The organism is Acidovorax sp. LjRoot38, from assembly GCF_964252975.1.
Taxonomy (GTDB): Bacteria; Pseudomonadota; Gammaproteobacteria; order Burkholderiales; family Burkholderiaceae_C; genus Acidovorax; species Acidovorax facilis.
The window spans coordinates 284,324-307,417 of the sequence record NZ_CAXUPT020000002.1; the positions used below are offsets into that span (position 1 = coordinate 284,324).

Sequence of the window (23,094 nt, forward strand, 5' to 3'; positions counted from 1 at the left end):
CAGTGAATACAGATAAAAAAATTGAATATCGTCCTGATATCGATGGATTGCGCGCCATTGCCGTATTGATGGTCCTTGCGGTTCACGCATCGCCTGCCAGCCTTCCCAATGGGTATGTTGGAGTGGACCTATTTTTTGTGATTTCGGGTTACCTCATTACATCCATTCTGTGCAGAGAGTTGGCTCAGGGGGATTTTTCCATTCGGGATTTTTACGTTCGCCGGATCAACCGTATCTTCCCCGCTCTGATCCTGGTGCTTCTGGGCTGCCTGCTTCTGGGCCCTGCGCTGATGTATCCAGGCGAATATGCCCAAATGGGCAAGTCGGCGCTGTTCAGTGCATTGTTTTCAGCCAATATTCATTTTTATCTGGAGTCTGGCTACTGGGATGTGGCCAGCAAGCTAAAACCGTTGCTGCATCTTTGGTCGCTTGGGGTGGAAGAGCAGTTTTACCTGTTGTGGCCATTGATTCTGTTATGGGCGCATCGTACGAAGCGTTCCATGGTGACGGTCTCTCTTGCCGTGGTTTTTGGCTCGATGGCGGTGAATCTGATCCTCACCAACAAAAGCCAGGCTGCGGGTTTCTACCTGCCGTTCGGGCGTCTTTGGGAGTTGGCCTGCGGCGGAGTGATGGCCTGTATTCAATGGCAAGCTGGAAGCAGGGTGTCCGCAAGTGCTTCTAGTGAAAAGCTGCGGCAGGATGTCTTGAATGTTGCAGGATGGTCCGGCATTGCTTTACTGGTCACTACCCAGGTTGTATTCATGGATGCCAACGCGTTTCCAGGCTTCTACACCCTGGCAGTGGTAATGGCCACCGCAATGCTGGTGCAAGCTGGGCCTGGCGCCTGGTTCAATCGCAAGGTGCTTTCGCACCCCGCATTGGTCTATGTGGGCAAACTGAGCTACCCGCTGTACCTGTGGCATTGGCCGCTGTTGGTTTTTGTACGCCTGCTGGGGGATGGGCGTTGGTCGTCATCCCATCGAAATCTGGCGGTTCTGGCTTCGATCCTTCTGGCCGTGCTTACCTACCACGGCATTGAAAGACCGTTGGCCAGACATGTGAAAAACAAGAGGCTTCTTGCGGTCCTGCTCTTGGCACTGATGGTGGTGGCAGGGGGGATCGCTTGGCTTGGGCTTGCAGGCAAGGTTCCGTTGACAGGCGTGCCCTACCCCAATGCGGCACTGACTGCCTACGACAAGCCAGAGATAAAAAGCCAGGGGAAGATAGCCTTGGTGGGTGACAGCAATGCAGGGCACTTGTTCTACGGCCTTTCGCTGCTGTATGGGAATCGGCTGGAGGTCGCGTCCACGCCGGGTTGGCCTTATCTTGATGGTGTCAGATACCGGCCGGGCTATATGCCGCATCCAGAACATGTGGGTACCCCGGAGATGACGGAACAGGTATTGCGCCGCCTGGAGTCAGATTCAGACGTCCGCTTGGTTGTCCTGTCCAATGTGTACTTGATTTACTTCACGGGCAATAGCCTGCGCAGTATCCGGGGTGCTGGGCCCGACGAGACATCGACCCAGGCGTATGAGCGCGGCCTGCGGCGCACCCTGGAGCGGCTGGTGGCCAAACAGAAGAAAGTGGTGTTGGTGAAGTCCATTCCTATTCATTCGGTGTTGCTGAATGTGACAGGCTGCGCTGGTGATGTCCGGCCCGCCTTGCGCCGCGAGCCCGCTGAATGTTTGCGGGCCAGGGATGCTGTCGATGCGGAAAGACGGGAATACGACGCCATGGTGGAACGGGTGATTGGCGGGCTGCAAGGCGTGCATGTGTTGAACACGCTGGATGAGCTTTGCGATGCTCAGTACTGCTATATCAACCACAAGGGGGTACAGATGTACATCGACCCAGGCCATTTCACTACGGCTGGGAGCCAGCTCATGGCGGCCGCTCTTGCTCGGAAGATTGAAGACGCGCTGGCGCCATGAAGCCTGTGGTCCCAGGGCCTCCGGGCCCTAGTCTGGCGGGTTTTCAGTTTTGCAATGCAGGCCGTTTGGTGGCCACTTTTGCAATCTCGCGCACAAACAGTTTCTTCCACGCATCCTGGGTTGAATCGGCGACCAGTTGCGGCATGAACCCGAATGCCAAAGTGCGTTCGCCTTTCACCAAGATGCCTTGTTCCCGTTGAAGCAGTTCTGTGGCCAGCACCTGGTACCCGGTGCGGGGCGTGATCGACGCGTAGCCCGCGTACAAGTGTTTTGAAGGCTTGAGCCGGTAGACCTTGCCGTCGATCAGGAAGATGCCGCCATTCTTCTTCCACTCGACATTGGCTATGCCGAATACCTCGTGCATCCAGTCAAAGGTGGGTTTGCCGTTTTCGTCGAATTCACCCAGGCGCATGTCTTGAATGAGCGCGCCGCCGTTTTTCCAGTAGGCGGTCAACTTGGTCTTGATGCCTTGCGGCATGGCCACTTGGTGGGGCACCAGGATGGCATCCAGCTGCCCGATGATGGGGTCGTCCGCGAGAAGGTTCTTTTCGCCGATGACGTGGACCTGCATGCCGGGCTCGCTGCTCAGGATCTTGTAAGACGCGAACAGCGCATCGCGGTGGGTGTTCCTGTCCGCGCTTTTCTCACCGTGCCACACGTGGAAGTTGGTGGTGGAGCCCAGGATGCCAATTCTGACCCTGCGTTCCGTGCCCGCTGTGACGGCGGGGCCCGGCTTGGCAATGCGGGCGTGAAGCTTGTTCAGCTGCAGGCCAGCCAGCGGCCCCCCACCTGCCTGGTGGTGGAAGCCTCCGATCTCGTAGCCCATCACATGGGGCTGGGCCAGCGACTGGGCCACCGCCTGCTGGATGACGGGGATCAGCTCTGGCGTCTTCTTGGCTGCTTCCCACCGCTCACCATATGCGCCCACCATGACTTTCTTGTAGCCCAGTGAACCCATGTAGTTGGCCAGCGTGGGCAACACATCGGGGTCTGCCACCAGCCCATAGCCATCGTAGAAATTGAAGTCGATGACTGCGATGTCAATGCACGGGGCCAGCTTTTCGACGACACCCGTGGCGTAGATGGCGTCGTGGGAGGTAAAGGTTTCTGCAAAGTAGCCAATCGCCTCTGCCCCCTTGCTCCGGATCACATTGGCGTAGGCACAGGTGGCTTCCTGGAGCCGGGTTTCCCGGAATTCCTTGTGGGCGTGCAGCAGGGGCTCTGCCTTAGGAACACCTGCTGCGATGTGGTTGTTGTAGTTGATGATGGGCTGTTTGGCGTTGTACTTTTTGGCAAACGCATCCTGGGTGGACTCCTTGTAGTCCCGCCACTGGTAGCCCATCTGCCCGTACTTGATTTCGTGCTCTTCCTGCAGGCCGATGGCGTAGCCCAGGACCTTGCCGGGGTAGCGCTTGGAGAAGTGATCGACCGTCTGTGCAATGAATGGGTCTGCATACTTCCTGATCGACGCATCGGTGAAGTCGGGCTGCCAGCTGGGGTCGCCCGAGAAATTGCGCATGGCCATGTCTGGATGTGCCGTGGTGATCCATTGCGGCACGGTGGACATGTTGGGCACGAGCTGGCCCGTCTCGTCCTTGTAGGGGCGTCCACCCATGTCAATGACCAGCAGCAGCGACAGGCCGCCGTTGACGATGGCATCCAGATGGCGGTGGTACTGGGCAAATTCGTACTGGCCCTTGCGACTTTCGATATCGGACCAGTTGAGATAGACGGTGGCGTGGCTGAAGCCCTGGGCCTTGAGTTCACGGGGCAGGTTCTGGTTCTGATTCAGATCCCAGGGCATGACGATGATGCTGGACACGGGAGCGGGTGGAGGTGGGGCTGCTTGGCTGGCCAGCGCAACCAGCGAAACAAGAACGGCGGCAATGCGAAGAATTTTTTTCATGAAAGCGCTGGAAGAAAGGTTCCGTAGGAGGCGTTGGGCGGCCTGGATTCACAAAATGCGCCCCTCGCTGGGCGGTCGAAGCACTGGCAACAAGAGGGATTTCCATTCCATTGTTCCATGAACAACAGGGGTACTTTGATCTTGTGCTGCGCGACACCGGCACGGGTAAGTAGTGCGCCACCACCCGCTCGGAAGCCCTTTCAGCAGGCCGTCTGCACCATCTCCGCCAGCGCATGCACATACGGGTCTTTGATGCCCAGCACGCCGAATTGTGCGACCAGCTGATCAAGGTATTCGCGGTTGCTGCCGATGCGGCCACAGGCGTTGGCTATGGTGGCGGCGGTGGCCTGCATGGACAGGTCGCCCCGGTAGTGTGGATGGGCTGTATTGGCTGTCAGCACCAGCGCCTGGTTGACAGCACCCTGTGGCGTCTGCAACGGCAGCAGGGCGGGGCTGTAGGCGCCGGTGATCATCTCGCGACGCCAGAGCAGGCGTGACTCCTCTTCAACCGCACAGGCCGGAATGCGGAACACCAGCCCGTCGCAAGACTGCGCTGCGTCGCGCTGCAGCGTGAGCACGAGGCCGGGGCAATCCGGTGTGCCCCGGCCGATGGTGGTGCTCAGCGCAAAGCGCCGGGCGAATCCCGGCAGGTGCGCCCTGCGGACTTCGGCAAACTCCAGGCCGGGGTTCCACATCAGCGAGCCATATGCAAACACCCACAGGTCGTCCCGGCGTTCGGACACGCCCGCCAGCACCTGGCGGCGCGAGCGCTCGACGTCGCCGTCGGGCAGGCGCCAATCGATGGGCAGGCCCTGGCTGCGCGCCTGCGCGTCCCATTCCGCCAGGACCTCGTCGGTCAACCGCAGTCCGCAGGCGTGGGCGGGGATGAGCCGTCCTTGAAGTTCGGGAAGGTGCACAAAGGCAGGGGGCGTCATGTGCTGGGACTGCAGGAGATCGTGGGGCAAGCTCTACTGTAGTGGTCCGAGAACGGTTGGATCAATGGGCCGACTGACAACTCAGTGTTCCAGCCATGGTGTTGATGGCGGCGCGCGGTGACGTGTTACGGCAGAGGCCATGAAAGAAGGGGGCGCCGCCGTGGCGAGGGCCGTCAGCGGCCCACAAATTGCGCGCTTTGGCGTTGGTGAAAAGCCTCCACCCCCGCACGGAAGTCTTCGGTGCCCGCGCAATGCACAAAGGCGTCTTTTTCGGCCGCCAGTTGTTCGGGCAGAGTGCGGTCCATCGATGCGCGCATGAGGCGCTTCATCGCGCCGTAGGCCACGGTAGGTCCGGCGGCCAGGCGCTGGGCAAGGTTGGTGGTGGCACTGTCCAGTTCAGCGGCAGGCACGATGCGGTTGATGAGGCCCAGGCGCAGCGCGTCGTCGGCGGTGAAGGCTTCGCCCAGCAGCGCGATCTCCAGCGCCTTGCGCAGGCCGACGGTGCGCGGCAGCGCCCACGAGGCGCCCACGTCGCAGCTGGTGCCCAGGTTGATGTAGGCCAGGTTCAGGCGTGTGCCTTCGGCGGCGATCACGTAGTCGGCCATGAGCAGCAGGCTCAGGCCCGCGCCAGCGGCCACACCGTGCACTTGCGCAATGACGGGCGCGTTCATCTGCGCCAGCAGGAGCAGTGCTGCGTTGAGCGGCGTGAGAATGTCGATGGCACCCTGCACCGGGTCGGCGTGCAGCGTGGCCAGGTCGCCACCGGCCATGAAACCCCGGCCGTTGCCACACAACACCACGGCGCGCACGCCAGGGTCGGCGGCAATGGTCTGCACGGCGGCGAGGACGGCGTTGGCCATGGGCACGTCGATGGCGTTGAGCGCATCGGGCCGGTTGAAACGCAGCGTGGCGATGGCGCCGTTGCGTTCCAGCAGCAGGGGGGCGGTCGGGTCGGCGGCGGCGGTTTTCATGTCAAATTGGCCTCTAGCGCTTGATGGATAAGCGCTGACAGCTCCTGTTTTGATAGTAATTTAGGCAGCAAGCGGTGAGCCCCGGGCTAGTGGTACAGCGCCTCGATCTCGGCCGCATAGGTCTTGTAGATGCTGGAGCGGCGCACCTTCATGGTTGCGGTCACCTCGCCGTCGTCGTGGTCCAGCTCCTTGGTGAGCAGGTGGAACTTGCGGATCTGCGATACCTGCGCGAGGCGCTGGTTGCCCTGGTTGATTTCGGCATCGATGAGGACACGCACCTCGGGGTGCTCCACCAGCGAGCGAAAGTGCGTGAACGGAATGCGCCGCGCCTCGGCCCATTTGCCCACGGTGTCGTAGTCGATCATCACCAGCGCGCCCACAAACTTGCGCGCCTCGGCCACGATGATGCATTCCTTGATGAAGGGGCTGCCCTTCATCGTGTTCTCGATCTCGGACGGCGTGAGGTTCTTGCCGCCGGCCGTGATCATGATGTCCTTGAGGCGGTCCACGATCTGGATCTGGCCTTGCGATTCGCGCACCACATCGCCGGTGTGCAACCAACCGTCCACGATGCTGCTGGCCGTGACCTCGGGGTTCTTGTAGTAGCCCGCAAACACCATGTCGCCCCGCAAATGCAGCTCGCCGTTGTCGGCAATGCGGTGTTCCACGCCTTGCGTGGGCACGCCCACGGTGCCCACCACCACGTGGTCCAACCGGTGGCCTGTGACCATGCCGGTGGATTCGGTCAGGCCGTACACCTCGATGAGTGGCACGCCCAGCACGCGGAAGAAGCGCACCACATCGGGCGGAATGGGCGCAGCGCCGGTGAGCGCCACATGGGCATTGCGCAGGCCGATGAAGTTCTGCAGCGCTCGGAAGACGAGCCAGTAGCTGGCAGCAAAGTTCAGCTTGTCGGCAGCGCTCCAGGCGCTGCGCGGCTTCTCGGCCAGCGGTTTGCAGGCGTTGTAGGCCTTGTGGAACAGCGCGCGGCGCAGGCTGCCCGTTTCCTGCAGCTTGATGTGGATGGCGGCGTGCAGCTTTTCCCAGATGCGCGGCACGCCCAGGAACATGGTGGGCGCGACTTCGCGCAGGTCCTCCTGCACGGTGCGGATGGACTCGCCAAAGTTCACTTGCGAGCCGATGTACACGGGCACAAAGCTCGTCAGCATCTGCTCGGCCACATGGCACAGCGGCAGGTACGACAGGTGGGTGGTCTCGCGCGACAGCTCCAGCCGGTCCACGATGCCGGGCACCACGCCCCGGATGTTGCGGTACGAAATCATCGCGCCCTTGGGTTTGCCGGTGGAGCCCGAGGTGTAGATCATCAGGCCCACATCGTCGAGCCGCTGGCGTGCGAGGGCTTCGTCGATAATGGCTTGTTGGCCCGACGCTGCGCCCAGCTGCTCGACCTCGTCAAAGGTGGTGATGAACTGCCGCACCTCGGGCGCAAAACTGCGCAGGCCCTTGGTCTCCATGACCACGATCTTTTTCAGGCGTGGCAGCTCGGGCAGCGCGGCCAGCAGCTTGTCGGTCTGTTCCTGGTCCTCGCAGACCATGATCTCGATGTCGGCATGGCCCACCACATAGGCCACCTCGTTGGTGGGGCTGGTGGGGTACACACCCACCGTCACCGCGCCCACCAGGCCCGCGCCCATCTGTGCCAGCACCCATTCGATGCGGTTTTCGGAGATCACGCCCACATGCCCACCCGCAGGCAGGCCCAGTGCCCGCAGGCCCAGGCCGAAGTGGCTGGCACGCTGGTGGTACTGCGCCCAGGTGAAGGGCTTCCAGATACCGAAGTCCTTTTGCCGGATGGCGATGCGCTGCGCGTCGGTGCGTGCGCGCTCGCGCAGCATCTGGGGCAGAGTGAGGTCGGGAAGTGTGCTCATGACAGCCAGCGTTTGCGGCGCTTGTAGTGCTTGATGTCCTTGAAGCTCTTGGCCTCGCCGCCACCGCCCATGCCCAGATAGAACTCGCGCACATCCGGGTCGTTGGCCAGGCGCTCGGCCGTGCCGTCGATCACGATCTTGCCGTTCTCCATGATGTAGCCCCGGTGCGCTACAGCCAGCGCCACGGTGGCGTTCTGCTCCACCAGCAGCATGCTGGTGCCCCGCTCGGCGTTGATGCGCGCAATGATGGTGAAGATGTCTTCGACGAGCTTGGGAGATAAGCCCAGCGAGGGCTCGTCGAGCAGGATGAGCTGGGGCTGCGCAATCAGCGCGCGGCCAATCGCCAGCATCTGCTGCTCGCCGCCCGACAGGTACCCGGCCAGGCCCTTGCGCCGCTCATGCAGGCGCGGGAAGTAGCTGTAGACCAGGTCGAAGTCCGGCGTCGCATCCTTGCGCCCTGTGAGCGCATAAGTCGCCGCCACCAGGTTCTCTTCGACCGTGAGGTCCTCAAACACGCGGCGGCCTTCCATCACATGGCTCAGGCCGTTGCGCACCAGCTGCTGCGGGGCCACGGCGGCCGTGGGCTGGCCGTTGAAGTGGATGCTGCCGCTTTCCACCACACCATCCTCCAGCGCCAGCAGGCCCGAGATGGCCTTGAGCGTGGTGCTCTTGCCCGCCCCATTGCTGCCCAGCAGCGCCACGATCTGCCCACGTGGCACGGCCAGCGACAGGCCACGCAGGGCCTGCACCACCTTGTTGTAGATGACCTCGATGTTGTTGACTTCGAGGACGTGGGCCGGGGTTGGCTGGGTCATGGCGCAGGCAGTTTCAGAGTTTGATCCAGTCCGATGCCGCGACCATTTTTTGCGCCTTCATATCGGCGCGGTACACACGGCCCACGGGGATCGAATTGCCGCTGATGGTGATCGGCACGCCGATCAGCCCGCCGGTGTCGAAGTCCTTGATGGAGTTGAGCGCGGCCTTCAGGTTGGGGCCTGTGAGGGGCTTGCCCGCATCCAGCGTGCGCTTGGCTGCCTCGGTGAACAGCATCGCGGCCAGGAAGCCCTGGATGTAGGCCGTGCTCTGGTACTCGGGCCGCAGCGCGCGGATCTTCTCCAGCATGGGCGCCTTCTCAGTGTCGTAGTAGTAGCGGTAGGGCATCACACCCATGAAGCCGTCGGCGGCCTCGCCCATCTTCATGACGGTGGAGCTGTCCATGGTCCAGAAGGTGCCCATCCACTTGCTGGTCATGCCCTGCTGCTTGCCCTGGGTGATGAACTCGGGGATGGGCGCGAGGATGTAGCCGTGAAAGATGGTGTAGTCGGGCGCCGCGCGGCGCAGCTTGATGACCTCGGTGGACACGTCCACGCTGCCGGCGGGCGTCATGATCTTGATGGGCACCGACAGGCCCAGCTGCTTGGCCATGGCTTCGCTGGACTCGATGGGGTCGCGGCCGAATTCCGAATCGGAGTACACGAAGGCCACCTTGGCACCGGGCTTTTCCTTGGCGATGTGCTTGAGCAGGATGCCGAACATCTCGGTGTAGTCGGGGCCCACGAGGAACTGGTTGGGGTATTTCTTGGGGTCGTTGAGTTCGGTGGCAAACGATGCGCCGGCCATCAGGATGTTGCCGTTGCGGTCCAGCTCGGGGTTGATGGTTTTGGAGAAGCCCGTGGAGTCGCCGTAGTAGAGGTTGACCTTGTTCTGGCTGGTGATCTTCTTGAACGCAGCCACCGACACATCGACCTTGTAGCCCGTGTCCTCGGGCACGTACTTGACCTTGCGGCCCTTGATGCCGCCCGCGTCGTTGAGCATCTTCACGTAGTCGCCCATGCCCGCGTTGATGCCCACGCCCGCAAACGCGAACACGCCGGTGAGCGGGATGGAGCCGCCGATCACGATCTCTTCAGCGCCTTGCGCCAGCACCGACAGCGGGCTGGTGAGGGCGGCGGCGCCAGCGGCTGCCAGTAGGGTGCGACGGCGTGGGGAGGTGGGGGTGGGCTGCATGCGTGTCTCCTTGGGGGTTAGTTTCTGAACGGCCAGAGATGGAAGAAACGACGGACGCGCCGCCACACTTCGGCCAGGCCATGGGGCTCGAAGACGAGAAAACCGATGATGAGCAGGCCAAAGATGACCGTGCGCACGGGCGAGAGGAACACGGTGAGTTCGCTGCCGCCGGGCATCAGGTCCACCACGAGCTTGAGCAGCTCGGGCACCATGGTCATGAACACCGCGCCCAGGATGCCGCCCAGGATGGAGCCCATGCCGCCGACGATGATGGCCGCGAGGAAGAAGATGGACATGAGCAGAGGAAAGCTCTCGGGCGTGACCACGCGAAAGAAATACGCCCACAGGCCCCCGGCCACGCCCGCATAGAACGACGACAGCCCAAACGACAGCAGCTTGTAGCGCAGCAGCGGTATGCCCAGCACCTCGGCCGAGATGTCGCGGTCGCGAATCGCGATGAAGGCACGGCCCACGCGCGTGCGAAACAGGTTGGCCGCGCCCAGGAGCATGAGGATGGTGACTGGCACGATGAGCCAGTACAGCCGGAACGAGGTGTCGAGCGCCATGCCGAACAGCTTGGCGGGCGGCACGCTCAGGCCACCGGTGCCGCCGGTGAACTTCCAGTTGGCAAAGATGAAGTGCGCGATGAACGATGCGGCAATGGTGGCAATCGCCAGGTACAGCCCTTTCACGCGCAGCGAAGGAATGCCCACCACGATGCCGCCCAGCATGGCGACAAAGCCACCTGCCAGCAGGTTGAGCACAAAGGGCGTGCCCACCTTGGTTTCCAGCACGGCCACCGTGTAAGCCCCCAGGCCCATGAAGGCCGCCTGCCCCAGGCTGACGAGGCCCGTGTAGCCTGTGAGGATGTTGAGCCCCGTGGCACTGGCCACATTGATGCTGACCAGGCAGGCCAGGTAGAGCCAGTAGTCGCTGGCCATGAAGGGGAAAAGCACCAGCAGCGCAGCGCCCACGGCCAGCCACACTTTTTGCGTGCGCGAGTCGAACAGCGCCGCGTCGGCGATGTAGGTTTCCTTGAGGGTTCCGATGCGCATCAGAGTCTCTCTATCTCATGGGTGCCGAACAGGCCGTACGGCCGCACCAGCAGCACCGCCACCAGCACGATGAAGGTGGCCAGCAGCTTGTATTCGCCACCCAGGTAGGCCCCGGCCAGCGCCTCGATCAGGCCGATGAGGATGCCGCCGACGAGTGCGCCCAGCACGCTGTCGAGCCCGCCCACGATGACGACCACCAGCACCGACAGACCGAACACGCCCATGCTGGACGAGATGCCACCAATGGACCCCACAATGATCCCGGAGATGGCGGCCAGCATGGCCGAGGCCACCCAGGCCAGCGAGAAAACGCGCGGCACATTGATGCCCACCGAATACGCGGCCGCCTGGTCGCTGGCCGTGGCGCGCAGGGCCACGCCGCCGCGCCAGAAGCGGAACACCACCAGCACCGCCGCGATGAACACGATGGCAATCACGGCGCCCCAGAACACCTTGGGTGCGAGGAAGGCATCCCCCACCATGATGGGCTGCGTGGGCATGAAGTCGGGTAGGCGGCGCTGGTCGGCCGTCCAGATCATTTCCACCAGGCCCACGAGCACCGAGGCCAGGCCCACGGTGACCATGAAGACGGAGATCGGCGGCTCGCCCAGCAGCGGGCGGATCATGGTGCGCTCGATCACCGCGCCCAGCAGGCCCGTGCCCAGCACCGCGGCGGGGATGGCCAGCCACAGCGGCAGCGCGAACATCGATGCAAAGGTGAAGAACAGGTAGGCCCCCACCATCAGCAGTTCGCCAATGGCGATGTTGACCACGCGGGTGGCCTTGTAGACCATGACGAAAGCCAGTGCGGCCAGCGCGTAGAGACCGCCACCGGCGATGCCGGTGAGGCTGATCTCAAACAGGTAGGCCCAGTCGAAGTTGCCGGTCATGCGGTGGTCACTCCCTGCAGCTTGGCACGCAGGTCGCCCACGTCGCCCGCGCCCAGGTAGGCGCGGATGACCTCGGGGTCTGCCTGCACCTGCGCAGGCGTGCCCTGTGCGATGACCTGGCCGAAGTTGAGCACCACCACGTGGTCCGACAGGTCCATCACCATGCCCATGTCGTGTTCGACCATCAGCACCGTCACGCCCCACTCCTCGCGCACGTCCAGGATGAAGCGCGCCATGTCTTCCGTCTCTTCGCGGTTCATGCCGGCGACGGGTTCGTCCAGCATCAGGATCTGCGGCTGCATGGCCAGCGCCCGGGCCATTTCCACACGCTTTTGCAGGCCGTAGGGCAGGGCGGAAACAGGCGCGTGGCGTATGTGGTCGATTTCGAGGAAGTCGATGATGCGCTCCTCGATGTCGCGGCGCAGCTCGGCCTCTTCGCGGCGGGCGCGGCCCAGGTAGAACAGTGCGTCGAGTACGTTGGTTTGGAGGTGCGCGTGGCGGCCGAGCTTGATGTTGTCGAGCACGGTCATGCCCCGAAACAGCGCAATGTTCTGAAAGCTGCGTCCCAGGCCCAGCTTGGCGCGTTGCGGCGCCGGGATGCGCGTGATGTCCTGCCCCTGAAACCGGATGGAGCCCTGGCTGGGCCGGTAGAAGCCTGAGATGGTGTTGAACAGCGAGGTCTTGCCTGCGCCGTTGGGGCCGATGACGGCGGTGATGGAGCCGGGCTGCACATCGAACCCTACGCCGGTCAGCGCCTTCACGCCACCGAACGCCAGGGTCACCCCCTGCACCTGGAGCAGGGGCGTAGCAGCAGCGGGGCCGGAAGGGGTTGTCTCCATTGGCTTTCTAATACGGGTTGTTCGCAGCTTCTGAACAGAAATTTCTTGCAGCCCCTGCAGAAATTTCCTACTTGTGCGTAAACTGTTTACTCGTGAGTAGATTCTGGAAGCCGCCACCCCGTTCAGCATCCGTACTTTCCCGAGGAATCGCCCCCCATGCCCCAGGCCAAAGCGGCATCGACCCGACGCAGCAGCAAAAGCAGCACGAGCAGCGGCAGCAGCCCCCAGCGCGCGGCCCCCAAGCCCTCATCCGCAGCCCCGGCCCCCGGGCCCGAAGACGCGCCCGACGCCGCTTCGCCCTGGGCTCCTGTCTCGCACCGCGAACGACAGCGTGAGGCCAAGCGCAACGCCGTGCTGCAGGCGGCGGCCCAGCTGTTCAATGAACGCGGCTTTCACGCCACCTCGCTCGACGACATCGCCGCGCGCCTGAACGTGACCAAGCCCACGCTGTACTACTACGTGAAGAACAAGGACGAGATCCTGTTGCAGTGCGTGGGCAAGGGGCTGGCGATGATGCTCGAAGGCATCGACGCATCCCGCGCCGCAGGCGGCAAGGCCATCGACCAGCTCATGACCTGCATGCAGGTGTATGCGCGCATCGTCACCATGGACTTCGGCATGTGCCTGATCCGCGTGGGCGACGAGCAGGTGCCCCCCGAAAGCCGCAAGGAGCTGCGCCGCCTCAAGTCCGCCATCGACCAGGAGTTCCGCCGCCTAGTGGCTGAGGGCGTGGCCGAGGGCTCGATCCAGCCCTGCGACCCCAAGATCACGGCCTTTGTGATTGCAGGTGCGCTCAGCTGGATCGGCCGCTGGTACCAGCCCGGCGGCGAGTACACGGCCGAGCAGGTGGCACAGCAGTGCATTGCGACGCTGTGTGACGGGGTGTTGCGGCGGCCAGCTGACAGCACTGCGCTGAACACCGCCGCCGTGCCCACCCCCAAACGCAGGGCGGCGAGCAGCAAAGCCAAGACCGCTGTTCGGCCCAGCGGGGGCTGATGTGTCTCGGTGGGTCGGATTTTAAGCAAAACTGGCCTCTAGCGCTTTATGGATAAGCGCTAAATGCTATTGATTTGGTAGCGTTTTGCGCGGTGCCCTGGGGGCGTGGTGTTCCGACTGCCCTGCCGCCAGGTCATCCAATATCGGGCAGTCTGGCCGGTCGTTGCCCTTGCAGCAGGACACCAGGGTTTTCAGACTGCGCTGCATGGCCTGCATCTGGGCGATGCGTTCGCTCAGGTCGTCGATGTGCTGCTGCGCGATGCGCTTGACCTGGCTGCTGGCGCGGCTGCGGTCGTGCCACAGGCCCAGCAGCTCGGCGATCTCTTCCATCGAAAAGCCCAGGTCGCGGCTGCGGCGGATGAAGTGCAGGGCGTGCACGTCGGCCTCGGTGTACTGGCGGTAGCCGCTGTCGGTGCGCGCCACGCCGTTGATGAGGCCCAGCGATTCGTAGTGCCGCACCATGCGCGCCGAGATGCCTGCGCGCCGGGCAGCGACACCGATGGGCACGGGCCAGGTGGTGGCGCGGGGTGCCGCGGCCTTGGCGCGCGCGGTCGGCGCCACATGCGAGGCATGGGGGGAGTGGGGCGTGGTCATGGTGTGGCCCTCGCTGGGTGCATGGTGGCGCGGCGCTCAGGCCGCGACGGAGTAGCCTTCTTCGGCAATGGCGGCGGCCAGGGCTTCGCGTGGGGCGCTGCTGTCCACGTCCACCTTGCCGCTGGCGCGGTCGATGCGGACCTGGGCGTCGGGGTCTACCTGCTGCACGGCCTGGGTGACGGCGCGTTCGCAGTGGCCACAGGTCATGCCTTGAACTTGGAAAGTAGTGGTGGTTGTCATGGGGTGTCCTCGGGTTGGTTTTCAAGAGGGCCGTTGAAGCGACCCAAGTGAATGTTGAAGCTTGACATCGTGGCAGAGTCAAACACCGCTCAAGACACTCATGGTGTGAGGGTTGATCAAGATCAATGCTTGACCTTGCCATCACGTCAAGGATCAGCATCCCGGCCATGAACACCATCACCACCCCCCCCAACACCGCGCCCGGGTCTGTGCACTCGCTGGACCTGGGCATTTCTGGCATGACCTGCGCAAGCTGCGTGGGCCGTGTGGAGCGTGCACTGCGCAAGGTGCCGGGCGTGCAGGAGGCCTCGGTCAACCTGGCGACCGAGTCTGCGCGCATTGCCTTTGTCACGCAGGTGGGCGCCGACGCCGCTGCCATGGAGGCCGTGCTGCGCCGCGCGGTGCGCAATGCGGGCTACGAGCCGCGTGCGGCGGGGCAGGAGGATGCTCCGGAGGACTTGTCGCCCTGGGCCGGCTTTTTACCCGTGGGCATTGGCCTGCTGCTGTCGGCGCCGCTGGTGCTGCCCATGATCGGTGACCTGTTCGGCCAGCACTGGATGCTGCCCGCCTGGGTGCAGTTTGTGCTGGCCACGCCGGTGCAGTTCATCCTGGGGGCGCGGTTTTACAAGGCGGGCTGGCATGCGGCCAAGGCGCTCAGCGGCAACATGGATTTGCTGGTGGCGCTGGGCACCAGCGCGGGCTGGGGCCTGTCGATGTGGCTGTGGCTCACGGCCCCCACGGACCACCCGGGGCATGTGCCGCACCTGTACTTCGAGGCCTCGGCCGTGGTGGTCACGCTGGTGCTGCTGGGCAAGTGGCTGGAGGCGCGCGCCAAGCGCCAGACCACGGCGGCCATCCGTGCGCTGCATGCGTTGCGGCCGGATGTAGTGCATTTGCTGACCCAGCAGGGCGAGGTGGATGTGCCAGTGTCCGAGGTGCTGGTGGGCGACCAGCTGGTGGTGCGGCCGGGGGAGCGCATCCCCGTGGATGGCACGGTGCACGAGGGCCACACGCAGGTGGACGAATCCATGCTGACGGGCGAGCCCTTGCCCGTGGCGCGTGATGTGGGCGCGGCGCTGACGGGGGGCTCGATCAACGGCGATGGCCGCATCGTGATGGCGGTGACGGCCGTGGGCGCCGAGACGGTGCTGGCCCAGATCATCCGGCTGGTGGAAGACGCGCAGGCGGCCAAGGCGCCGATTCAGAGGCTGGTGGACCAGGTGTCGGCCGTGTTTGTGCCCGTGGTGCTGGTGGTGGCGGTGGTCACGCTGCTGGGCTGGCTGTGGATGGGCGTGGGCATGGAGGCCGCGCTGATCCACGCCGTGGCCGTGATGGTGATTGCCTGCCCCTGTGCGCTGGGATTGGCCACGCCGGCGGCCATCATGGCGGGCACGGGCGTGGCGGCCAAACACGGCATTTTGATCAAGGATGTGCAGGCGCTGGAACTGGCGCACAAGGTGGATGTGGTGGCTTTTGACAAGACCGGCACGCTGACCGTGGGTCAGCCTCGGCTCACGGCGTTTGAGGTGGTCCCAGGCTTCGACGATGCGGCCGTGATGGCGGCGGTGGCTGCGGTGCAAAGCGGCAGCGAACACCCGCTGGCGCGTGCAGTGGTGGCGGCTGCGGGCGAGCGGCAGATCCGCGTGGCCACCGCGCAGGACGTGCGCGCCGTGCCTGGGCGCGGCACTGAGGGTGAGGTGGAAGGCCAGAGCTACCTGGTGGGCAGCCTCCGCTGGATGCAGGAGCTGGGGGTGGACCTGGGTGCGCTCGCGGTGCGGGCACAGCAGCTGCAGAACGAGGGGGCCACCGTATCGGCTGTGGCCCAGCGCGTGACGGAAGGGTTAGCGCTTCGGGCCCTGATGGCTTTTGGTGATGAACCCAAGCCCGGTGCGCGCGAGGCGCTGGCGGCACTGAAGGCGCGTGGCATCCGCACCGTGATGATTTCGGGTGACAACCGCGGCGCGGCCGAGGCCATGGCCCGGCGCCTGGGGCTGGACCCCGACGCGGGCGAGGTGATGGCCGAGGTGCTGCCGGGTGACAAGGCCGCGAAGGTGGTGGCATTGCAACAAGGGCCTGATGGCAAGCGCCATCAAGTGGCGATGGTGGGCGACGGCGTTAACGATGCCCCAGCCCTCGCGGCTGCGGATGTGGGCATGGCCATGGGCAATGGGACCGACGTGGCCATGCACGCGGCGGGCATCACGCTGATGCGGGGCGACCCGATGCTGGTGGCAGCGGCGCTCGATATCTCGCACCGCACGGTGATGAAGATCCGGCAGAACCTGTTCTGGGCGTTTGCATACAACGTGGCGGGCATCCCGCTGGCGGCCCTGGGCTTTCTGAGCCCGGTGGTGGCGGGGGCTGCGATGGCGCTGAGTTCGGTGAGCGTGATGGCGAATGCCCTCTTACTCAAGCGGTGGCGCATGTGATAAATACGTACAACACGGTCATCGATGTCTGGCAAACTGCAACGATTTGTTGCGAATCCGTGGCCTCGGGGGAGGTGCGACGGGCGCACAGGCATACCAATATATGAAGGACGACAGATCATGAATCTCTTCTCGCTCATGCGGCAGTTCACCATACGTTTGCGCATGCTGGGGGCCATTGGCGTGGTGCTGGGGCTGCTGGGGCTGCTGGGGGGCGCGGGCATGCTGGGCATGTTCCGCATCCACAACATGAGTCAGGACTTCATGGACCACTCGTTTGCCGAGGTGGGCTACATGGCCGAGCTGCGTGGCGAGATGGGGGCCATTCGCCAGTTCGAGAAGGACATGATCATTGGCTACGAAAAGCCCGAGGCGGTGAAAGCGGCGCACGCCAAATGGCTGGAAAGTCAGGACAAGGCCAAGAAGATTGCCATCAAGTTCCTGGAAGGCGAGGAAGACTCTGACAACCCCGTGGTGCGCAACATCGTCAAGCGCCTGGACAGCTACCGCGAGCTGTTCGCGCACGTGGCGCGCCAGCTGGAGGCCAGCGGCTATGACACGGCCACGATTGCCAACCGCATGAGCGGCAAGGCCGTGGCCGAGTTTGCCGAGGCCGACAAGTTGATGGCCGAGCTTGATTCCGTACTGCGCGCCGAGGTGGCCAAGTCGGTGGAGCAGCAGGGCGAGGTGTCTGACCAGACCAAGTGGCTGTTTGTGCTGGCCGTGCTGATCACCGTGGTGGTGGTGGTGCCTACCACGCTGATGAACATGAACTCCATCTGCCGCCCGTTGGAAGACGCCCGCAGGATGGCGCAGGCGATTGCGGGGGGCGACCTCTCGCAGCACATTGCGGCCGAGGGCAAGGACGAAGTGGCCGACCTGCAGCGCGCTCTGCGCGACATGCAGCAGGGCTTGGGCGCGCTGGTGGCGCAGGTGCGCGATGCCAGCGGCAACATCGCCACAGCCAGCCAGGAGATTGCCACGGGCAACCAGGACCTGTCCCAGCGCACCGAGCAAACGGCCAGCAACGCCCAGGAGGCCGTGTCTTCGCTGTCGCAGCTGACCGCCACGGTGCAGCAGACGGCGTCGTCGTCGCAGATGGCGAACCAGTTGGCGGCCTCGGCCTCGCAGATGGCCACGCACGGCGGTGGCGTGGTGCAGCAGGCCGTTGCCAGCATGCACGAGATCTCCACCTCCAGCCGCAAGATCGGCGACATCATCGGCCTGATCGACTCGATTGCGTTCCAGACCAACATCCTCGCGCTGAACGCTGCCGTTGAGGCCGCCCGCGCGGGGGAACAGGGCCGGGGCTTTGCGGTGGTGGCCAGCGAAGTGCGCAGCCTGGCGCAGCGCTCTGCCGCAGCAGCCAGCGACATCAAGGGGTTGATCCAGAACAGCGTGACGGCCGTGGACGGTGGCGTGCGCCACGTGGAAGAAGCGGGCACGGCCATGAAGGACATCGTGAGCAGTGTGCAGCGCGTGGGCGACATCATTGGCGAGATCACGGCAGCGGCGTCCGAGCAGTCGGCCGGCATCGGCCAGGTGAATGGCTCGGTGGGCGAGATCGACCGCATGACGCAGCAGAACGCGGCGTTGGTGGAAGAGTCCGCTGCTGCCGCCGAATCACTTCGCGAGCAGGCCGCGCGGCTGTCGCAGGTGGTGCAGCAGTTCCATCTGGCCGACGACCAGCACTCCGTCGGCGTGCGGCAGACCGTCGCCCTACAGCACGGTACATCCATGGCGCTGGCGGCTCCATCCGTCCAGGGTGTTGACCTTGATTCGGCCATCAAGGCCCATGCGCAGTGGCGCACCAAGTTGCGCGATGCCGCCAAGAAGCATCAGCAGCTTGATGCCGACACGATCAGGCGCGATGACTGCTGCGAGCTGGGTCGTTGGCTGCATGGCAAAGGACAGGGGTCTTATGGCGCCTTGCCTGCCTTCCAGTCATTGGTGGACAAGCACCGCGACTTCCATGAAGTGGCAGGCGCCATTGCCCAAACCATCAACCGGGGCAACTACGCGGACGCCGAGCAGGCATTGGCGGGCAATACCCCGTTCTCGCAGGCCTCCAGCGCGGTCGGTGCCGCCATCATCCAGTTGCGCAACAGCCTTTGAGGATCGGGTATCCGGGCCGCAGCTGACGGCCCCGATGATCCTGGCTTCAGGTGCGCGAGGCGTCTTGGGGCCGGGGGCGTGGGTGGCCCCTGTATCTCTTGATCTGCGTCAGGCGGTGTAGGCGCGCATCGTGGCAATCTTGAAACCCCGTATCACCCTGGGGAGTGCACCATGCCGTCGATCAGCCTGCGGACCATTCGCGAAGAGCATGCGTCGCTTGCGGCGGTGCTCCATTCCTTGCGCCTGATGCTGGACCAGGGCCCGGGCGATGCGCCTGCCGCGTTCTTTGACGTGATGCGGGCCATGCTGTTCTACATCGACGAGTTTCCCGAACGGCAGCACCACCCCAAAGAGTCGCAGTGGCTCTTCCCCAAGGTGGCCGAGCGCGCGCCCCAGGCCGCTGAGGCCATTGCGCAGCTGGAGCGCGACCACGAAGGTGGCGAGGCAGCGGTGCGGGAGCTGCAGCACCTGCTGCTGGGCTGGGAGCTGATGGGTGATGGCCGCCGCGAGGCCTTTGCCGACGCGCTGCAGCGCTATGTGAGCTTTTACCTGGAGCACATGCGCACCGAGGAAACCGTGGTCCTGCCGGCGGCGCAGGAGTGCCTGCAGCCCGGTGATTGGGTGGCCATTGATGCGGCCTTTGCCAGCAACACCAACCCGCTGGCCCCGGGCAAGCCGCGCGATGCGGCGTATGACCGGTTGTTCACCCGGATCGTGATGCGGGCGCCCAGCCCGATAGGGCTTGGAAGCCCCCCCTGAGTCGCCTGCGGCGCCTTCCCCCTCAAGGGGGACGCCGCCAGCGTGGCGGGGCGGCCCTTGCGCGGCGGCCCTGGCTTGGGGCGCGCCGGTATCCACCGTTGTGTGGCGAGACTGCCGCTTGGTGGACAGGGCTGTTCAGCCCGCTGCCAAGGCTGGATAGTCGGTGTACCCCTCAGCACCGCCTCCGTACAGCGTCGCGCGGTTGATTTCGTTCAGCGGGGCGTTGCTCTCCAGGCGCGCCACCAGGTCGGGGTTGGCGATGAAGGGGCGGCCAAAGGCAACAATGTCGGCACCGTGGGCCAGTGCGGCATCGGCCAGCTCGCGGGTGTAGGCGTTGTTGACCATCCAGGCGCCCTTGCCACCGGCGGCGCGGTAGGCTGCCTTGAGGGCGGCGTAGTCAAACGGGCGGCCTTCCACCTCGCGCGGGCCGCCGGTGGCGCCTTCGATGATGTGGATGTAGGCCAGGCCCAGCGGGCCGAGGTGGCGCACCACGTGGTCGAACAAGGGCTGTGGGTCGGCGTCCACGATGTCGTTGGCGGGGGTGACGGGCGACAGGCGGATGCCGGTGCGGCCACCGCCGATTTCTTCGACGATGGCGCGGGTCACTTCCAGCAGCAGACGGGCGCGGTTGGCAATGCTGCCGCCGTAGTCGTCGGTGCGCTGGTTGGCACCAGTCTTGAGGAACTGGTCGATCAGGTAGCCGTTGGCCGCGTGGATCTCCACACCGTCAAAGCCCGACGCAATGGCGTTGCGCGCGGCGTGGCGGTAGTCCTGCACGATGCCGGGGATCTCTTCGGCATCGAGCGCGCGGGGCATGGAGGTGGGTGTGAAGGTGGGCACGCCGTCCTTGATGAGCACGGTCTTGGTGTTGGCCTGCACGGCCGAGGGCGCCACGGGTGCTGCGTTGCCGGGTTGCAGGTCGGTGTGCGAGACACGGCCCACGTGCCACAGCTGCACCACGATCTTGCCGCCGGCGTCATGCACGGCGCGGGTCACCTTCTTCCAGCCATCCAGCTGCTCGGTGCCGTACAGACCGGGCACATCGGCATAGCCCTGGGCTTGCGGGCTGATGGCCGTGGCCTCGGAAATGATGAGGCCGGCACTGGCGCGCTGCGCGTAGTAGGTGGCAACCAGGTCGGTGGGGATGGCCTCGGGCGAGCGGTTGCGCGTGAGCGGCGCCATGGCAATGCGGTTGGCCAGCTGAAGGTCGCCTGCGCGGGTGGGTTTAAACAATGAGGTCATGGTGAGGGTGTCCTGAGGGCTGTGTGCAAGAAAAGCAGCCTTCCAGCTTAATGCTGCAGCGCAAAACGTGCAGCACACTTGCGTCAACAAGGGCACAGGTTTTGTGTTAGCCCGGTCGCTCAGACTGTCGTGCCAGCGGCGCGGGGGCCGTTGCACGAGAATGGACTGCCATGCCCTTGCCACCGCCTTCCGCACCGTTGTTCGTCTCCCCGTTGCGCAGTCTGTGGTTGGCCGTGACCTTGTCGATGGGTGCGGCCATCTCGCTGGGTATCACGCGGTTTGCCTATGCCTTGTTGTTGCCGCCCATGCGGGAGGACCTGGGCTGGTCGTACACGCTGGCGGGCGGCATGAACACGGTGAACGCGCTGGGCTATCTGCTGGGGGCTCTTGCCACGCCGCTGCTGTTGCGGCGCGTGGCCCCGGGGACGGTGCTGGTGGCAGGTGCGGTGATGGCCACGGTGTTCATGGGCCTGAGCGGATTTTTCACGCAGGCAGCGCCCCTGCTGGTGCAGCGCCTGCTGGCCGGTGGTGCCAGTGCGCTGGTGTTCATTGCGGGGGGCCTGCTGGCGGCACGCCTGGGCGCCCAGGTGCCGGGGCGCAGCGGTTTGCTGCTGGGCCTGTACTACGGCGGCACGGGCTGGGGCATCAGCCTGTCGGCCTTGCTGGTGCCTGCGGTGCTGGGCGTGGCGCCTGCGCCGCACAGCTGGACCTGGGCGTGGTGGGTGCTGGCGCTGGCCTGCATGGCGGCCACGGCGGTGCTGCTGTGGCCTGCGCGTGCGTTGAACGGGCTGGCTGCACCCGTGGCCGCCGCGCCCGGGACCACACCGGAGGCTGCAGTGCCCGACCGCGTGCGCTGGCGGGCGCTGGCCCCTGCGCTGCTGGGTTACGGCCTGTTTGGCGTGGGCTATATCGGCTACATGACCTTTGTGGTGGCGCTGCTGCGCGAGCAGGGCCGGGGTGCGGGCGAGGTGACGCTGTTCTACGCCTTGCTGGGGCTGGCCGTGGTGCTGTCCTCACGCATCTGGGCCGGGCTGCTGGACCGCAGCCGGGGCGGAGAGGCACTGGCGCGGCTCAATGCGCTGCTGGGCGTGGCCACCATCCTGCCCGCCATCACGGGCGCGTGGCCGGTGGTGCTGGCCTCGGGACTGCTGTTTGGCGGGGTGTTCCTGTCGGTGGTGGCATCGACCACGGCGCTGGTGCGGCACAACCTGCCGCAGGCGCTGTGGGCCAGCGGCATCAGCGCGTTCACCATCGTGTTTGCGGCGGGGCAGATCGTGGGGCCCACGGTGGTGGGCTGGATTGCCGATGGCCCTGGAGGCCTGGCGCGCGGGCTGGTGTTCTCGGCCTGCGCGTTGTGGGTGGGGGCGCTGGTGGCGTGGCGGCAGAAGCCGCTCTAGCGCATCTGGAGTTTTGGCCGTGTGTCGTGCTATGCGCTCCCAATCGATACTGGCGCGGCCTAGGCCAGAAACGCCGAGCAAGGGCCGCCCCGCAGCGAGGGTGTTGTCCCGCTGCCCGCGTAGCGAGAGCGGGGGGAAGGCGCGCAGCGCCTCAGGGGGGTGTCCCTATTTCAGCAGGCCTTCTGCCTTCATGGCCGCCTGCACCGCAGGCCGTGCACCCACACGCTCGCGGTAGGCCGCCAGATTCGCCAGGCCGGAGATGTCGAGCTTGGTGGGTTGGGTCCAGTTGGTCACGGTGAACAAGTAGCCGTCGGCCACGGTGAACTGGTCGCCCATCAGGTACTGCTTGCCGGCGAGTTGGCCATCCACCCACTGCAGGCGTTGCAGCAGCCGCTCGCGCACCATGGGTTTGTAGTCCTCGGGAGTGGCGGGGTTGAACAGGGGGCTGAAGCCCTTATGCAGCTCGGTGCCGATGAAGGTCAGCCACTCCTGCAGGCGGTAGCGCGCCAGGGTGCCGTTGGCGGGGGCCAGTTGCTTGTCGGGCACCTGGTCGGCGATGTACTGCACGATGGCCGGGCCTTCGCGCAGGCGCTCGCCGTTGTCCAGCTCCAGCACGGGCACGTAACCCAGCGCATTGATGGTGTAGTAGTCGGTGCCATCCTGCAGCTTGTGGCTCTTGGTGCTGGCCAGCACGGGGGTGTAGGCCAAACCGGCCTCTTGCAGGGCGATGTGGGGAGACAGGGAGCAGGCGCCGGGGGAGTAGTAGAGCTTCATGGATCGGTCCTTGAATTCGTGAAGGAGTGACAAACGGTGAAGCTGTCGATGCTATGCGCTTCGCTGTTTTTATGTCGGCCGACAGTGCGTGGTGGCCTCGGTCATTCCTCTGCGGCCCTCAC

Annotated in this window: 18 protein-coding genes and 2 pseudogenes; 7 read left to right on the top strand and 13 right to left on the bottom strand. The window is 64.8% G+C overall.

The genetic code is table 11. The annotated features are described in order from the left end of the window. Positions 1 to 2: 2 nt before the first annotated feature. Positions 3 to 1,934, top strand: coding sequence for an acyltransferase family protein (locus ACSQ22_RS03830; RefSeq protein ID WP_228897053.1), 1,932 nt, complete (start codon positions 3 to 5; stop codon positions 1,932 to 1,934). Positions 1,935 to 1,977: 43 nt separating this feature from the next. Here ACSQ22_RS03830 and ACSQ22_RS03835 read toward each other — a convergent pair whose 3' ends face one another. The 9 genes from ACSQ22_RS03835 to ACSQ22_RS03875 form a co-directional block, all read right to left on the bottom strand. Continuing rightward, positions 1,978 to 3,840: a beta-galactosidase gene (locus ACSQ22_RS03835; RefSeq protein ID WP_436129477.1), complete on the bottom strand. Its 1,863-nt coding sequence runs from the start codon at positions 3,838 to 3,840 to the stop codon at positions 1,978 to 1,980. A 200-nt stretch (positions 3,841 to 4,040) separates the two neighbouring features. Next, a complete protein-coding gene (locus tag ACSQ22_RS03840; protein WP_436129478.1) occupies positions 4,041 to 4,775 on the bottom strand; it encodes a gamma-glutamylcyclotransferase in 735 nt (244 codons plus the stop codon). Between the two features lie 173 nt (positions 4,776 to 4,948). After that, complete coding sequence (locus ACSQ22_RS03845; RefSeq protein ID WP_436129479.1) at positions 4,949 to 5,746, bottom strand: enoyl-CoA hydratase/isomerase family protein; 798 nt, start codon at positions 5,744 to 5,746, stop codon at positions 4,949 to 4,951. An 86-nt stretch (positions 5,747 to 5,832) separates the two neighbouring features. After that, positions 5,833 to 7,635 (bottom strand): AMP-dependent synthetase/ligase, encoded by a 1,803-nt coding sequence (locus ACSQ22_RS03850; protein ID WP_436129480.1) that lies wholly within the window; start codon positions 7,633 to 7,635, stop codon positions 5,833 to 5,835. Beyond that, positions 7,632 to 8,450: an ABC transporter ATP-binding protein gene (locus ACSQ22_RS03855; protein WP_094289924.1), complete on the bottom strand. Its 819-nt coding sequence runs from the start codon at positions 8,448 to 8,450 to the stop codon at positions 7,632 to 7,634. Before ACSQ22_RS03855 ends, ACSQ22_RS03850 begins: the two co-directional genes overlap by 4 nt. A gap of 13 nt (positions 8,451 to 8,463) precedes the next feature. Then, on the bottom strand, positions 8,464 to 9,642 hold the full coding sequence (locus tag ACSQ22_RS03860; protein ID WP_056742495.1) for an ABC transporter substrate-binding protein: 1,179 nt from the start codon (positions 9,640 to 9,642) through the stop codon (positions 8,464 to 8,466). A 17-nt stretch (positions 9,643 to 9,659) separates the two neighbouring features. Further along, positions 9,660 to 10,697 (bottom strand): branched-chain amino acid ABC transporter permease, encoded by a 1,038-nt coding sequence (locus tag ACSQ22_RS03865; RefSeq protein ID WP_056056930.1) that lies wholly within the window; start codon positions 10,695 to 10,697, stop codon positions 9,660 to 9,662. Beyond that, positions 10,697 to 11,587, bottom strand: coding sequence for a branched-chain amino acid ABC transporter permease (locus ACSQ22_RS03870; RefSeq protein WP_056056932.1), 891 nt, complete (start codon positions 11,585 to 11,587; stop codon positions 10,697 to 10,699). Before ACSQ22_RS03870 ends, ACSQ22_RS03865 begins: the two co-directional genes overlap by 1 nt. Continuing rightward, positions 11,584 to 12,426 (bottom strand): ABC transporter ATP-binding protein, encoded by an 843-nt coding sequence (locus ACSQ22_RS03875; protein ID WP_436129481.1) that lies wholly within the window; start codon positions 12,424 to 12,426, stop codon positions 11,584 to 11,586. Before ACSQ22_RS03875 ends, ACSQ22_RS03870 begins: the two co-directional genes overlap by 4 nt. A 156-nt stretch (positions 12,427 to 12,582) precedes the next feature. Here ACSQ22_RS03875 and ACSQ22_RS03880 point away from each other — a divergent pair, with 156 nt between their 5' ends. Continuing rightward, complete coding sequence (locus ACSQ22_RS03880; RefSeq protein ID WP_121421755.1) at positions 12,583 to 13,422, top strand: TetR/AcrR family transcriptional regulator; 840 nt, start codon at positions 12,583 to 12,585, stop codon at positions 13,420 to 13,422. Positions 13,423 to 13,488: 66 nt separating this feature from the next. Here the strand turns inward: ACSQ22_RS03880 and cueR are convergent, their stop codons facing one another. Both cueR and ACSQ22_RS03890 read right to left on the bottom strand, forming a co-directional pair. Then, positions 13,489 to 14,016 (bottom strand): Cu(I)-responsive transcriptional regulator, encoded by a 528-nt coding sequence (cueR, locus tag ACSQ22_RS03885; RefSeq protein ID WP_436129482.1) that lies wholly within the window; start codon positions 14,014 to 14,016, stop codon positions 13,489 to 13,491. 36 nt (positions 14,017 to 14,052) lie between these two features. Beyond that, positions 14,053 to 14,256 (bottom strand): heavy-metal-associated domain-containing protein, encoded by a 204-nt coding sequence (locus ACSQ22_RS03890; protein ID WP_436129483.1) that lies wholly within the window; start codon positions 14,254 to 14,256, stop codon positions 14,053 to 14,055. Between the two features lie 167 nt (positions 14,257 to 14,423). On the opposite strand from ACSQ22_RS03890, the gene ACSQ22_RS03895 reads away from it, so the two are divergent. From ACSQ22_RS03895 to ACSQ22_RS03910, 4 genes and pseudogenes are all read left to right on the top strand, one after another. Then, positions 14,424 to 16,685 carry a heavy metal translocating P-type ATPase gene (locus tag ACSQ22_RS03895; protein ID WP_228897040.1) on the top strand — a complete coding sequence of 754 codons (2,262 nt, stop codon included), beginning with the start codon at positions 14,424 to 14,426 and terminating at the stop codon, positions 16,683 to 16,685. Positions 16,686 to 16,805: 120 nt separating this feature from the next. Beyond that, positions 16,806 to 18,368: pseudogene (locus ACSQ22_RS03900) on the top strand (methyl-accepting chemotaxis protein); the annotation flags it as partial. Positions 18,369 to 18,491: 123 nt separating this feature from the next. Beyond that, positions 18,492 to 18,800 (top strand): annotated as a pseudogene (locus ACSQ22_RS03905) (CZB domain-containing protein); the annotation flags it as partial. Positions 18,801 to 18,971: 171 nt separating this feature from the next. Continuing rightward, positions 18,972 to 19,559, top strand: a complete 588-nt coding sequence (locus ACSQ22_RS03910; RefSeq protein WP_218300695.1) for a hemerythrin domain-containing protein — start codon at positions 18,972 to 18,974, stop codon at positions 19,557 to 19,559. A 135-nt stretch (positions 19,560 to 19,694) separates the two neighbouring features. Here the strand turns inward: ACSQ22_RS03910 and ACSQ22_RS03915 are convergent, their stop codons facing one another. Continuing rightward, positions 19,695 to 20,801 carry an alkene reductase gene (locus ACSQ22_RS03915; RefSeq protein WP_436129484.1) on the bottom strand — a complete coding sequence of 369 codons (1,107 nt, stop codon included), beginning with the start codon at positions 20,799 to 20,801 and terminating at the stop codon, positions 19,695 to 19,697. 170 nt (positions 20,802 to 20,971) lie between these two features. Here ACSQ22_RS03915 and ACSQ22_RS03920 point away from each other — a divergent pair, with 170 nt between their 5' ends. Continuing rightward, positions 20,972 to 22,198: a YbfB/YjiJ family MFS transporter gene (locus tag ACSQ22_RS03920; RefSeq protein WP_436129485.1), complete on the top strand. Its 1,227-nt coding sequence runs from the start codon at positions 20,972 to 20,974 to the stop codon at positions 22,196 to 22,198. 165 nt (positions 22,199 to 22,363) lie between these two features. Here ACSQ22_RS03920 and gstA read toward each other — a convergent pair whose 3' ends face one another. Further along, positions 22,364 to 22,972 carry a glutathione transferase GstA gene (gstA, locus tag ACSQ22_RS03925; RefSeq protein WP_121421762.1) on the bottom strand — a complete coding sequence of 203 codons (609 nt, stop codon included), beginning with the start codon at positions 22,970 to 22,972 and terminating at the stop codon, positions 22,364 to 22,366. Between the last annotated feature and the right edge of the window lie 122 nt (positions 22,973 to 23,094).

Coding starts and splice junctions, on each gene's coding strand:
- ACSQ22_RS03835 (WP_436129477.1), bottom strand. CDS start 3,840: ATGAAAAAAATTCTTCGCATTGCCGCCGTTCTTGTTTCGCTGGTTGCG.
- ACSQ22_RS03840 (WP_436129478.1), bottom strand. CDS start 4,775: ATGACGCCCCCTGCCTTTGTGCACCTTCCCGAACTTCAAGGACGGCTC.
- ACSQ22_RS03845 (WP_436129479.1), bottom strand. CDS start 5,746: ATGAAAACCGCCGCCGCCGACCCGACCGCCCCCCTGCTGCTGGAACGC.
- ACSQ22_RS03850 (WP_436129480.1), bottom strand. CDS start 7,635: ATGAGCACACTTCCCGACCTCACTCTGCCCCAGATGCTGCGCGAGCGC.
- ACSQ22_RS03855 (WP_094289924.1), bottom strand. CDS start 8,450: ATGACCCAGCCAACCCCGGCCCACGTCCTCGAAGTCAACAACATCGAG.
- ACSQ22_RS03860 (WP_056742495.1), bottom strand. CDS start 9,642: ATGCAGCCCACCCCCACCTCCCCACGCCGTCGCACCCTACTGGCAGCC.
- ACSQ22_RS03865 (WP_056056930.1), bottom strand. CDS start 10,697: ATGCGCATCGGAACCCTCAAGGAAACCTACATCGCCGACGCGGCGCTG.
- ACSQ22_RS03870 (WP_056056932.1), bottom strand. CDS start 11,587: ATGACCGGCAACTTCGACTGGGCCTACCTGTTTGAGATCAGCCTCACC.
- ACSQ22_RS03875 (WP_436129481.1), bottom strand. CDS start 12,426: ATGGAGACAACCCCTTCCGGCCCCGCTGCTGCTACGCCCCTGCTCCAG.
- ACSQ22_RS03880 (WP_121421755.1), top strand. CDS start 12,583: ATGCCCCAGGCCAAAGCGGCATCGACCCGACGCAGCAGCAAAAGCAGC.
- cueR (WP_436129482.1), bottom strand. CDS start 14,016: ATGACCACGCCCCACTCCCCCCATGCCTCGCATGTGGCGCCGACCGCG.
- ACSQ22_RS03890 (WP_436129483.1), bottom strand. CDS start 14,256: ATGACAACCACCACTACTTTCCAAGTTCAAGGCATGACCTGTGGCCAC.
- ACSQ22_RS03895 (WP_228897040.1), top strand. CDS start 14,424: ATGAACACCATCACCACCCCCCCCAACACCGCGCCCGGGTCTGTGCAC.
- ACSQ22_RS03910 (WP_218300695.1), top strand. CDS start 18,972: ATGCCGTCGATCAGCCTGCGGACCATTCGCGAAGAGCATGCGTCGCTT.
- ACSQ22_RS03915 (WP_436129484.1), bottom strand. CDS start 20,801: ATGACCTCATTGTTTAAACCCACCCGCGCAGGCGACCTTCAGCTGGCC.
- ACSQ22_RS03920 (WP_436129485.1), top strand. CDS start 20,972: ATGCCCTTGCCACCGCCTTCCGCACCGTTGTTCGTCTCCCCGTTGCGC.
- gstA (WP_121421762.1), bottom strand. CDS start 22,972: ATGAAGCTCTACTACTCCCCCGGCGCCTGCTCCCTGTCTCCCCACATC.